Source organism: Dyadobacter tibetensis Y620-1 (assembly GCF_000566685.1).
Classification (GTDB): Bacteria; Bacteroidota; Bacteroidia; order Cytophagales; family Spirosomataceae; genus Dyadobacter; species Dyadobacter tibetensis.
Map to the genome: position 1 here is coordinate 92365 of NZ_AZQN01000009.1, position 12755 is coordinate 105119.

The 12755-nt window shown below is 45.0% G+C and carries 8 protein-coding genes; 2 read left to right on the forward strand and 6 right to left on the reverse strand.

Going from position 1 to position 12755, the window contains the following annotated elements; all coding sequences use genetic code 11:
* Positions 1-17: 17 nt before the first annotated feature.
* The 6 genes from X939_RS0119115 to nirB all read right to left on the reverse strand — a co-directional run bounded on the left by X939_RS0119115 (position 18) and on the right by nirB (position 10247).
* A complete protein-coding gene (locus tag X939_RS0119115; RefSeq protein ID WP_229236113.1) occupies positions 18-1520 on the reverse strand; it encodes a RagB/SusD family nutrient uptake outer membrane protein in 1503 nt (500 codons plus the stop codon).
* 3 nt (positions 1521-1523) lie between these two features.
* The gene (locus X939_RS0119120; RefSeq protein WP_025764891.1) at positions 1524-4898 is read right to left on the reverse strand and encodes a SusC/RagA family TonB-linked outer membrane protein; all 3375 of its coding nucleotides are present in this window, start codon (positions 4896-4898) and stop codon (positions 1524-1526) included.
* Positions 4899-5102: 204 nt separating this feature from the next.
* A complete protein-coding gene (locus X939_RS0119125; protein WP_025764892.1) occupies positions 5103-5771 on the reverse strand; it encodes a response regulator transcription factor in 669 nt (222 codons plus the stop codon).
* Between the two features lie 71 nt (positions 5772-5842).
* Positions 5843-7264: an ATP-binding protein gene (locus tag X939_RS0119130; RefSeq protein WP_025764893.1), complete on the reverse strand. Its 1422-nt coding sequence runs from the start codon at positions 7262-7264 to the stop codon at positions 5843-5845.
* Positions 7265-7319: 55 nt separating this feature from the next.
* A complete protein-coding gene (nirD, locus tag X939_RS0119135; protein WP_025764894.1) occupies positions 7320-7679 on the reverse strand; it encodes a nitrite reductase small subunit NirD in 360 nt (119 codons plus the stop codon).
* Between the two features lie 54 nt (positions 7680-7733).
* Positions 7734-10247, reverse strand: a complete 2514-nt coding sequence (gene nirB, locus X939_RS0119140) for a nitrite reductase large subunit NirB (RefSeq protein WP_025764895.1) — start codon at positions 10245-10247, stop codon at positions 7734-7736.
* A 278-nt stretch (positions 10248-10525) separates the two neighbouring features.
* On the opposite strand from nirB, the gene cobA reads away from it, so the two are divergent.
* Together cobA and X939_RS0119150 are read left to right on the forward strand one after the other, a co-directional pair.
* Positions 10526-11284, forward strand: coding sequence for a uroporphyrinogen-III C-methyltransferase (cobA, locus tag X939_RS0119145; RefSeq protein WP_025764896.1), 759 nt, complete (start codon positions 10526-10528; stop codon positions 11282-11284).
* A 107-nt stretch (positions 11285-11391) separates the two neighbouring features.
* Positions 11392-12726 (forward strand): alginate export family protein, encoded by a 1335-nt coding sequence (locus X939_RS0119150; RefSeq protein WP_025764897.1) that lies wholly within the window; start codon positions 11392-11394, stop codon positions 12724-12726.
* The last annotated feature ends 29 nt before the right edge of the window (positions 12727-12755 follow it).

Genomic DNA, 12755 nt, shown 5'->3' on the forward strand with positions numbered 1-12755 from the left:
GATTTCAGAAACATCTCCTACCGTTCATTTTGTTTAATACCCGACTGAACTACAGATTGTGGCAATTGTAACTGACGCCTTGGATCGTCTACGCCTACGGAAATCAGCTGCCCCTCAAAGGTGGCGTGTTCTACCGGAATACCGTAGCGTAACATATCGAACCAGCGCATGCCTTCCTGAACAAATTCCAGCCTACGCAAATCGACGATACTATAGAACAATCCGGCCAGGTTATTTTGAGTATTATTACTTAAACCATAATAGGCTCTCACCTTGGCAAGGGTAACCGCATGAGTGGTCGCATTATAATTACGAATACGTTTGCTGAGGTACAAATTGATGTCGGCAAGCGCGGCTGCGCTATTATTTTGGAAGAGATAGGCCTCTGCCCTGTTAAAAAGAACCTCTTCGGCCGTGAACAAAGGGACCATAACATATACATCTCCAATTTCAGCATTCACCGACTGCTTTACAAAATACTCGGACAACTTAGGGATTAGTAAATTGCCGTCACCTTGTGTATATAATGGAAATGCCCAGGCAGCGGAGGTCCCAGTTAGTCCGCTAACGGCCGATATTTCATTCCATTTCGCATTGGTAAGACCATAACGATAGCGTGCGACGAAACGTCCATAAATTGAATTCGTTTCGACGAGCAACAGATTGGCATTTTCAGATGCTTTGGCATAGCGCTTGTACAGAGCCTCTGGCGAAAGTGGTAAATACTCGGTGTTCCAAGGACGTAAGTTTGCCCCTATATCTCCGGAAGGAAAAACGGCGTTGGCATATTGTATTACCTTGGCATGGTCACCTTTTACCAAATAAAACCGACAGGCAAAAGCATTGGCTGCAGCTATATTGAAATGGTATTTAGGAACGGTATAGGCATAATCCCGAATTAAAGGGAGCCCTTCCAACAAATCTTTTTCGATCATCTCATATACATAGGCTACCGTTTTCCGGTCATATTGCTTATTTACCTCTTCCTCAGGCTCGGTAACATAGGGAATACCGATATCGGTACTGGCAGTTTGAGGATCGTAAAATTTAGAATAAAAACTTACCAGCATAAAATGAGCATAGGCACGAGCCAGCAGGGCTTCGCCTTTCTGAGTATTGAACTCCTCAGGATTCGGAGCCTCCCGGCAGATTTGAAGGGCCAGATTGGCCGCAGCAATCGCGCGGTACGCCTTAGACCAGTACATATCTGGAGAGTCTTCCTTATCAACTGAAGCGTTGACTACTTCGAACAAATACGACCCCCTATTCACACGATCATCCTCTCCTACCCCTTTGTCGGAAGCATTGTCGCTCATAGCCTCGCTAAAGGCTACATAGCTACCCTGAGGATAGGCCGTGGTGAGAAGCTGGGCTACCTGATCCGGAGTCTTCAGAGTCGCCCGGGTACTATCCGGTTCGGTGCCTAAGAAATCATTGCATCCACACAGAATCACTAGCGAAAGCAGGGGAAACAGTTTCTGAAAATATTTTTTCTTCTTCATTTGTAGTACTATCATCATCGATTACAGGGTAAACTTAATGGCTACAGTGAATTGTTTTTGTATAGGCTGTGCTACACCTCCGGTATTAAAAAACTCGGGATCCTGCCCCTTGAGTTTTTTATCGGAATAGATCAGCCACGGATTGATTGCCGAAATTTGTACAGAAGCAGCTTTCATCCCGAATCGCTGTACTGTAGCCAGAGGTATTTTATAAGCTAATGATACCGATTTCAGCCGAACAAAATCTCCCCGAGCCACGCGTTCTGTAGAGTAGTTATAAGTAGTATAGGGATAGGTACCGGCCAGGAATTGATTTTGCAAGATATCGGAGATGGCGGGAATATTAGTAAACTGCTCGTCTCCGGGAGTCTCCCACCGATCGTTAAATTCCCTTGGCATACCGTCCAAATCGCTATAGGCCGACCTGGAATTGCTACCTGGTTTATAGAGGTTATTCAACCGGATCTTATTGCCATATTGTCCCGTCAAAAAGACCGTTGCTGTAAAATCTCTAAAGGTCAAACTATTGCTCAAACCACCTGTCAACGGTGGGTCCACTGGGCCCTCATATTTTAGATAGGCTATGCTCTGATCCTGCAGATATACGTCAGTGCTTACTTCTCCATCTTCGTTCAGGAAGGCCGGAACTCCTGTTCTGGGATCTAAACCTTTAAACTGAACGGAATAGAGCCCACGAACTGGTCGGCCTTGGAGATTGGCCCCTTCAGCTTGCACTACTTCATAAATATTTGGCTCATTATCGACACGGGTGATGAGCGTGTGCGCATAACCCGCAGTAAGTCTCGATTTTAATGACCAGTCTCTAGTTTTAAAAAGTACCGCATCCAAACTCAGGTCGATTCCCTTAGACTCCATATCGGCATAATTGGCTACCTTAAATGTCTGACCGCCAATACCAGAAGTACGAATTTTATCAATCAGATCGAAGCTCTTACGTTGATACAAGTCCAGGCTCATATTGAAACGGTTGGCTAAGAAGCCTACATCTATTCCCAGATTGGCACTGTAAAGTTTTTCCCAGGTGAGCTCCAGATTGGCCAGGGACTCCAGGTCAATGGCCGACTCCTTTTCATCCAGGAAGGGTCGATTGGTGATCAAACTACGAAGAAGTACCGCTGAATTGGTCGCCGGTCCTGTGCTGGCGGTAAGTCCATAGCTACCTCTGATTTTGGCATAGCTGATCCAAGCCAAATCTTTAATAAATTCCTCCCGATCCAGATTCCATGATCCGGCCACGGTCCAGGTAGGTAGCCACCGGCCTATTGACGATTTCCCAAAACGGTTGGAGCCATCGTAACGGGTGTAGGCTGTAAAATTGTACTTGTCGTTATAAGTATAGCCCAAACTAGCATAGAAGGCGGCGAAGCGGTCATACTCCTGGGACATTCCATAATACTGAAAATTACTCTCTATAGTCTGTTTCAGAATTTGGTAGTCCACAAAGGGCACACCGCCCTGATCGTATTGATATCCATATCCCGTAAAATTGGAATTTTTCCGATCCGTAAATTTTATCTCCTGCCCTAACAATGCGTTTACAGCATGTTTTTCACCATATACGTTATTATAGCGCAAATTATTCCGGACATTATAAAAGGTCAACTCATCGTTTTTGGTATTATAAAATCCTCCCCTAGGCAATACCACCACCGGGTAGGCATCGGGATCATCTGGATCGCTGTATAAGAATTTATTCTTCAGCGCTATAGTGGAATTTCCTGCTGCACGGTAAGCGTTGGCCATATTAGAATTTTCGGTAATCTGATGCTCCTGCCCCGTCTTGATATAGCGTAATGCGCCAATAAAGTCATATTCAATATGAGGGGTAATTTTATAGTTCAGATCCCCTTGAAGTCGGATGTCCACCAGATTGATATCAATGGTATTGTTTCTCAGCTCATCAATGATATTAAATGGGGCATAATTCCTTCGGAAATATTCTAACTCTCCCTTATCGTCATAAGCCGTGAGCGTACGACTGGTATTGAGTGCGTAACTGAAGGGATTGATATCAAAATCTCTGCTCTGAGTACCCTCGACAGGGTTGCTCTGCCGGCTCAGTGAACCGGGGGCCTTTTGCTTCCGAACGGACGATAAGGTGGAAAAACCTACCGAAACCTTGTCCGATAACTTATAATTGTTCCTAAAATTGAGCGTATAACGACTTACCTTATCGGCAATGGTCCATCCATTATCATTCAGAAAACTCGTAGAAAAATATGATCGGGATCGATCGGAGCCAAAGGAAATGCTTAGAGAATGCTCCTGCAGGAAATTATTGCGAAATAGCAGATCATACCAATCGGTATTGGCATTGGCAAAGCGAAGCAGGTATTTGTTCTTGGCTTCTACGGTATTGGGGATTCCAAAACTACCATCGTCCGTACCATTTAGCAAGCTATAATATTTGCCATAGACCCCATAATCAGAGTTGTCAAGAATGTTGGAATTGAGGTACCCCTTCCGTTCCAGCTCTCCCAGCACGGACATTTGCTGGGCGGAATTCATAATATTAAAGTTTCGGTATGAAGGCTTTAGCTGGGTGCTGAAATTGCCCGAATAACTTATTTCTGGCTTTCCTGCCTTCCCTTGTTTTGTGGTAATGACGATTACTCCATTCATAGCCCTTGCTCCATACAAAGCCGCCGCTGCTGCATCTTTAAGGATGTCGAATGTTTCAATATCATTGGGATTAAGTCCCGCAACAGATGAGCCTAATAAGGTGGTTGGATCTCCACTCGAAAGTTGCTCATTAGATATGTTGACAATATCTTCCAAGACCACCCCATCCACTACCCATAATGGTTTGTTATCTCCGTTAAGGGAAGTGGCTCCCCGGATACGCACCTTAGGAGCAGCTCCGAATGTACCGGAGACATTCTGAACAGAGACGCCGGCAGCCCGCCCCTCTAACATACGACTAACGTCAGGCAGGCCTTCTATCTTTACATCTTCTGACTTCAGGGTAACGGCCGATCCTGTGAATTTGTCCTTATCGATTTGTTGAAAACCCGTAATGACCACATCCTGCAGGCCTACGGCATCTTCTTTTAACACGATTGTAATCGTATTGCTGGCCCTCACCTCCTGGGTAACAAAGCCTACCATGGATATTACCAGAGTCGATCCCGGATTTACATTTGGAAGTACGAACTCTCCATTTGGGTCTGTAACAGTACCGGTCTTAGTCCCTTTTACCTGGACCGTAGCCCCGATCAGCGCCTCTCCAGCGACTGTCTGTACTTTACCCCGAACCTCTACAATCCCTCCGACGCCCGCCACCTGGATGGAAAATAATAGAAAAATTAAAAATAAAGCAGGGAAAAGAGCCCTCAGCGTTGCAAACCAAGCGCGAACACGATAATAATCCTTCATAGGTTAGCGTAAATGTATGTCGTCAATGAAAAAAAGAATATGCAGTTCCTGAAAGCATCACTACACAATATCTAAATAAAATCGGAAAATACCATTCACTTGTTTCGGAATTGAACTATAAAGGCAAAGAAATTATTGGTTACTTGAAAAATTACACCAAGCCGATCCCAGGCGAGACTATAAAATGTGAAGATTTTAGCGGAACTAGGGTTTTTCTCGGAGTGCTAAAATTATTAACTCGGCAGTGTTCTTTACCTCCGCCTTTTTCATAATGCTAGCCCGTTGGTTGGCAACTGTATTGACACTGATGTCGAAGCGAGCAGCTATTTCCTTGCTGCTCAATCCCTCTACTAAACATTCCAGAATTTGTCGTTCCCGGGCAGTAATTATCCCCCAAACATTTCTATGGTCGGAAATCGGAGGTGAATCCAGAGCCGTACGATTAGAACTGGGCTGAACCAGGGTTTGAATGATAATGGAAGAGACATTAGGAGGGAAATATAATTCTCCAGCGGCTACCGATCGTACAGCCTTCAGTATTTCTGCACGGCTGGTATCTTTTTGCAGATATCCGGCAGCTCCATTATGGACGGCAGCCAAAATATAATCGGCCTGATTATGCATGCTGAAAATTAAAACTTTTACTTTTGGGTACCCAGGCATTATCTTTTGAAGCACATCTATTCCCGACATATGTGGCATGGTAAGATCCAGCAACATCACATCGGGTCGTAATTGCTGAAGGGCATCCTCTACCTCATCTCCATCGGCAGCCTCTCCTACGATCTCCAGATCGCTTTCATCTTCTAATAGGGTAATAATGCCCTGGCGCACCACAGCATGGTCATCTACTATTAATAAGCGTATCGCCATATGGATAGTCCATTGAAAAGTGTTATAAAACTCCTAAAGTAAAATATACATTGTATTTCCAAAGGCAATCCCTATAAATTTATATTAATCATTATTTTACTTCCAATGCCAAGAGATGATTCAATCTGAATGATCCCGTTTATCAAATGGCTCCTCGTCTGCATGTTCTCAAGGCCATTGCGTCCAAGTCCATAGGGCCTATCAGGCATTGGAGCCTCCGTATCGAACCCCTGCCCATTATCCTGAATGGTAAGAGAAACTTCTTTTCCTATCTTCTGGAGTCTGACTATGATCTCAGAAGCTCTGGCATGTTTTACAGCATTATTCAATGCCTCCTGTGCAATTCGATAGAGGGCAATTTCCGTGTTTGCCGGAAGTTCGATACGTCCTTCTTCGCCTTGATAATCAATGGGTACTCCTGCTGAGTCCATCGTTTGTTTGCAAAGCACTTTTATGGCCGACCCTATCCCGAAGTCACTCAATACGGAAGGCATTAAATTGAAGGATACCTGTCGAGTAGCCTGGATGGTTTCCTGGATGAGCTGTACAAGCTGCCCAAAGCGCTTTTGTTGTTTCTCATCATGAAATTGAAGTTCCTGCAAACGTTCTGAATGGAGCTTCAAGCCGGTCAGCATTTGCCCTATGCCGTCATGAAGTTCCAAAGCAAAACGCTTTCGCTCCTCTTCTTGTCCTTCGATTAGTGCTGCCGCCCGCACCCTTTCTTCATTCAGTTGCCACTGGTATTTTTCTTGCTCCACACGCGCCAGGTTCTCCTGCGCGCGTAAGAGCTCCAGATTAGTCGCCTTTAATTTTTGATTGGCAATATTTAAATTCTCCTCCGATTCGGTCAGCATTCTTATAACCCGGCGAGTAGTATTCACCACGGGTCTAAAAATCAATAAACCTTCCGCCAAAAGCACCAGAACGGTCATCAGATCCAAAATCCATTCGATCCGTTCCAAGTTATTAAGGCGGGCAAAACTTTCCTGGTCAAACTGATAAACAATCTCATTCATCTTTGCCAGATAGACCGTCTCATTCTTCAGTATAGCGTCCAGGCTAGTGCCCCTACTTCCAGGAGTACCTTCCTGAATCTGCACAAAATGATAATATAAAGAATCGAATGCCGGCTGTAGCTCCCGAAACATACGATCCAAAGGTTCGCTTTTCCAGGTTACCAGCATTCCATCCACTTCCAATCTCCTATTGGCCAATTGTTCGTGACTATCCTTCCAGAGCTTCAGGGATTTTTCAAAGGCCACAGAATCGGCAGTCGTCAGACCCTGATGCCTGGCTATGGTAAGCTTGGTAAGGCGTTGACTTAGCATCCGCTGCCTTCCCGCGACATTCACAATCCGCCCATCATGATTGAGACTACTAATGGTTTTCCTTATCAAAAAAAGCCCACTAATGGTGAGAAATGCAATGACAAAAAGGGCAACAATATAAAACCGGGTCAGACTTTCAGCTACCCGTTTGTCAAGTTTTTCCATATTCTAAAGATCCCAACGAGCCGCCTTACCGTGGAGCAACGGAATAGGGAAGCTCCTAATCCTGCATGCCTATAAATACCTTTCCCTCTTGTACCTGCACCGGAAAGGTAGCTATTTGAAGGGTCCCATCATTAATTCCCGCTCCGGTTCTTAAAGAAAAGGTTTTTTTATGAAAGGGACAAGCTACCTTAGGTTCATCGTTTTCACAACCGGTCATGCCCCTCGATAATGCCATTTGTTGTTTGTGAGGACACTGGTTGTCCGTAGCGTACCATTCGCCGCGGCGACTTAGATTGAAAATGGCGATCTGCTTACCGTTGATTAAGGCACAGGCTCCGCCTTCAGAGGGAACATCATCAATATGACAAGCATAGTGCCATATAATTCGTTCGGTTACGTGAGATACATTATTCATGATTCAAGGGAGTAAAGTAATTCAATATTTTTTTTACAATATGATATTTTCAGTTCACTGCCAATCCTTCACCTTTATCTGTCCACGCATTTCCTCGAAGGCTACGCTAGGATCCTTTTGATCGGCATTGACGAAATGCGTAAAACGTTTTCGAAGTTCTGGGGTTTCGACCACCTCTTTCCATTCACAGTGAAACCGATTCACCAATTCCTGCATCTCTCGCTCCCATTGCTCCCCCATTTCGAGCAAGTCATCGACAACGACGGCCCTGAGATAGTTAATACCGCCTTCCATCTTGTTAAGCCATGTAGCCGTACGTGTTAATGGATCGGCCGTCTGAATATAAAACATTAGAAATCGATCGATGAGTCTCAAGCAGGTTTCCTTATCTACATCGGTTGCCAGTAGCTGTGCATGCTGGGGTTTTGACCCGCCATTACCACATACATATAGATTCCAGCCCTTTTCAGTGGCTATAATTCCAAAATCCTTACTCTGTGCTTCTGCACATTCCCTTACGCAACCCGACACGGCCGATTTTAACTTATGAGGAGAGCGTAAGCCCTTATAGCGCTCTTCCACTTCGATAGCAAACGATACCGAGTCCTGAACGCCAAACCTGCACCAGGTAGAACCTACGCAACTTTTAACTGTCCGCAAGGATTTTCCATAAGCGTGCCCACTCTCGAAACCTGCGTCTATTAATATTTCCCATATCTGGGGCAAATCACTCACATGGGCTCCGAATAAGTCGATACGTTGCCCTCCGGTAATTTTGGTATACAGACCAAAACGTTGAGCAACCTGTCCGATTACGATAAGCTTTTCAGGAGTAATTTCTCCACCCGGAATTCGTGGCACTACGGAGTAAGTGCCTCCCTTTTGAATATTGGCAAGGAATCGGTCATTAGAATCCTGAATGGTAGCGCGATCACTATGGAGGATATTTTCGTTCCATAAACTCGCCAGAATAGAACCCACCAATGGTTTACAAACCTCACAACCATGCCCTTTGCCAAAGAGATCTATGGTGGCTCCAAAGGTTTTTACCTGATTAATTTTCATCAAATCCAGAAGCTCCTGGCGGGAATGACCAAAATGCTCACAAATGACCTTACGTAAATAAATACCTTGTTTCTTTAAGACGCCCTGAATCAAATCGTTGACCATAGGAACACAACCTCCACAACCCGTTCCTGCTTTACAACTTTTCTTGAGTGCGTCGATGGTCGTATTTCCATTTTCTACCTCACTACAAATCATTCCCTTGCTTACAGCTTCACAAGAGCAGATGAGTGCATCATCGGGAAAATTCATTACCCCAGCACCTGTTTCCTCCGAACCCCTGTTTCCTAATATCAGATCTTCAGGATCGGGAGGCAGAATGGTTTTGCTTTTGGTGGTCTGAAGGAGCATATTATACTGACTGGCGTCGCCTACCAAAATCCCACCAAGCAATTCCCTACCATCACTAGAAATATTAATTCGCTTGTATATACCCTTGGCTTTATTTTCAAAGCGAACGGTTCTGCAGTCTGGCTCCTTCACAAAGGGGTCTCCAAAACTGGCCACATCTGTCCCTATTAACTTTAGCTTAGTAGACATATCGAATGGCAGGAAGGCTTTTTCAGCACCTAATAGCTGGCTTACGACGACCTCCGCCATCTCATAGCCCGGCGCAATAAGTCCATAGATCATCTGATGCACCAAAGCACATTCACCGATGGCAAAAATAGCGGGATCCGCCGTCCGCAATCGATCATCTACCAGAATGCCACCTCGAGGGTGGGTTTCCAAGCCAGCAATTTTGGCCAGCTCGTCACGAGGCCTAATCCCAGCCGAGATTACCAGCATATCGATTGGTAACTGACTACCGTCTTTAAATATCAGCCCCTCGATACTCTCCTGACCTAGAATGCTATCGGTAGCCATAGAGAGGTGAATCTGCAATCCGAGCGACTCAAGCTGGGCCTGTAGCACCTCCGAGCCTGCTTCGTCTATTTGCCGCGGCATCAGTCGAGGGGCGAACTCTACCACATGGGCCTCTTCCATGCCAAGATCAAGCAGTGCCTTGGCAGCCTCTAAGCCCAATAGTCCTCCTCCCAACACCGCTGCTTTCCGAGCATGATGTGCGTGTTCACTTATCAATTCCAGATCTTCAATGGTCCGGTAGACGAAAACACCCTTTTTTTCTACCCCTGGGATAGGAGGGACAAAGGCCGCTGACCCTGTTGCAAATATCAAATAATCGTAGCCAACAACGATACCATGATGGGACCGTACCGTCTTCTGCACCCGATCTATATCTACTACAGGATCGGAAAGATAAAGGGTAATTCCTTGTTGGGCATACCATTCGACCGAAGCTAAAGAAAGATCGTCTGCCGATGCACCGTCAAAATAAGAACTCAGGTGTACCCGGTCATATGCCGGGCGGGGCTCCTCACCAAACACGGTTACCGTAAAATTCTGTTCCGTATGATTCTTGGAGAATAATTTTTCGCAGAATTTATAGCCAACCATCCCATTGCCTATAACTACGATTCTTGTATTTGCACGTGCTTCCATAGTTATTTGATACTATATGTTTTGTAAAACTAAAAGCAATATTATAACTTTTCTTATTTTATAGCCATTTAACACTACTAATCATCGAGCCAAAATTAAAACGTCTTTTTTGTAAAACCTAATTTATTATTTGTCTATTTCGTCATTTTAAAACATATTTTTCTGCAAAACCATTGTTTTAAAGAATTTTGCTATTAATTTTGACCACAGATAACAGATAGTTATAAATTACCATACATAGTACATTTCACAGATATCAACTATAACCTATAGTACCTATGAAACCAAGACTAACCCTGGTAGGAGCCGGTCCCGGCGATGCAACACTCATCACGCTTAAAGGTATTCAGGCCCTGGAGCAGGCTGATGTAGTACTCTATGATGAACTGGCCTCTAGCGAGCTGTTACAGTACGCTCCCAGGAACGCTTTTAAAATGTATGTCGGCAAAAAAATGGGCACAGAGGGATTCAGTCAGATAGAGATCAACCAACATATTGTACGTCTTGCAAAAAAACGTGGACATGTAGTACGGCTGAAAGGTGGAGATCCATTCGTATTTGGCAGGGGACACGAAGAGCTATCCTATGCCGAGCAGCATCAGATCCCTACAACGGTTGTTCCGGGTATTTCTAGTTGTATTTCAGTACCGGAAGCGGCAGGAATACCGGTTACCAGGAGGGGCTATAGCCGAAGTTTTTGGGTTATTACGGGCACAACCCAGGACGGAGAACTTTGCGATGATCTATATCTGGCCGCTCAATCGAAAGCCACCGTGGTGGTTCTGATGGGGCTTCATAAAATCAAGGAGATTTGTGCGATATACCAAAAATTCGGCAGAGGACATCTGCCGGTGGCTGTTATACAGAATGGCACCAAGGAAAGCCAGAAATTGGCCATTGGGCAAGTCTGGGAAATCAACCGATTGGTACAGGAAAAAGGAATTGGCGCACCCGCCGTCATGATATTTGGAGAAGTAGTAACCTTACAGCCTAGCTACATGATCGAATATTTAAACCAGCAATCACTGCTGGCTTAGTCCTATTCGTCATTAGCCAGAATGAGCAAGGATATACTATACATATGCTCTAATCACAAACAAGGGCCGCACCCCGGATTTTATTCTCACTCTAAAAAAGATGCCTTATGAAATCAACTCTCCTACTATTAATTAGCATGCTACTAATGGCTAAAGGCTATGCTCAACTAAGTATCGATGGGCAACTGCGAACCCGTTCCGAACTACTAAATGGCCAGTCGGCTCCCTTGCCGAAAGGTAGTAAACCGGCATTTTTTACCTCCCAACGCACACGCCTAAAAGTCGACTATATCAGTTCTCGTATACAATTCCGAGCAACACTTCAGGATGTGCGGGTATGGGGACAGGACGCCTCTACGAATAATAGAGTTTCCCCCAGCACCAGCAATGGACTTATGATGCATGAGGCCTGGGCCAGTGTGGGTTTCCTGGATACTACCCAAACGAAAAAAGGTCTCGATTTAAGACTAAAGATCGGACGTCAAGAGTTGATTTATGACGACAGCAGACTTTTGGGTAATCTGGACTGGTTGCAACAGGGGCGGCGCCATGATGCAGCAGTGCTACAATATACTCAACCGGGACTCCAGCTCCACTTAGGTGCTGCGTATAACCAAAACCGTGAGAATCGATCAGGAAGCTTATATGACGGAATTCCCGTAGGATACGCGGCAGGAACCAATGGAATCGGCACCATGTATAAGTCCATGCAATTTATATATGTCAATCGGAAACTTCCGAGAGGCTACCTTTCATTTCTGGCCCTGAAGGACGATTTTCAGAAATACGAATTGACCAGCACCACTGATAAAATTTGGAAAGAAGGAACTTGGAGTCGAATAACCTTTGGCCCATACCTCCAAACCCACCTCACTAACACCTGGCAACTAAATGCCAGTGCAAACCTGCAAACGGGAAGAGACAAGACGGGCAAAGAACTCCTGGCTTACTTCTATTCCTTGAAGGCTACCGCTGCCCTTTCCAAGTATTTTAATATAGGTCCCGGGTTTGACTACAGCTCAGGCAGCACAGCAGGCAATAGTCGCAATCATAGTTTCGACCCCCTATACGGGACACCACATAAATTCTGGGGGCATATGGACTACTTCTATACGGCTTCTTCCTTCGGCAACGGTGGGCTCTCGGACCTATACATTCATAGCAGTCTGAAAACTGGAAAAAAGTGGGGCTTAACCGCTGATATCCATCGTTTCAACAGTGCAGCTGTCGTGATGAATGAAACTGAACAGCGGCCCAGCCATTTGGGAACTGAACTGGATTTCACAGCGCAATTTGATCTGGCTAAAAACATAGGCATTCAGGCCGGCTATGCTACTTTTTTTTCCTCTTCCACATTAGCCGAACTGAAGGGTATTTCCAACCCTAAAAAACGATCAGATTGGGCCTATATCATGATCAACATTAACCCGAGTTTCCTTTAACAGCTTTCTATTTTACTTATTCTTATTCA

Bases quoted from the DNA above. Each gene is read 5' to 3' on its own strand.
- X939_RS0119115 (WP_229236113.1), bottom strand. From the start codon at position 1,520: ATGATGATAGTACTACAAATGAAGAAGAAAAAATATTTTCAGAAACTG.
- X939_RS0119120 (WP_025764891.1), bottom strand. From the start codon at position 4,898: ATGAAGGATTATTATCGTGTTCGCGCTTGGTTTGCAACGCTGAGGGCT.
- X939_RS0119125 (WP_025764892.1), bottom strand. From the start codon at position 5,771: ATGGCGATACGCTTATTAATAGTAGATGACCATGCTGTGGTGCGCCAG.
- X939_RS0119130 (WP_025764893.1), bottom strand. From the start codon at position 7,264: ATGGAAAAACTTGACAAACGGGTAGCTGAAAGTCTGACCCGGTTTTAT.
- nirD (WP_025764894.1), bottom strand. From the start codon at position 7,679: ATGAATAATGTATCTCACGTAACCGAACGAATTATATGGCACTATGCT.
- nirB (WP_025764895.1), bottom strand. From the start codon at position 10,247: ATGGAAGCACGTGCAAATACAAGAATCGTAGTTATAGGCAATGGGATG.
- cobA (WP_025764896.1), top strand. From the start codon at position 10,526: ATGAAACCAAGACTAACCCTGGTAGGAGCCGGTCCCGGCGATGCAACA.
- X939_RS0119150 (WP_025764897.1), top strand. From the start codon at position 11,392: ATGAAATCAACTCTCCTACTATTAATTAGCATGCTACTAATGGCTAAA.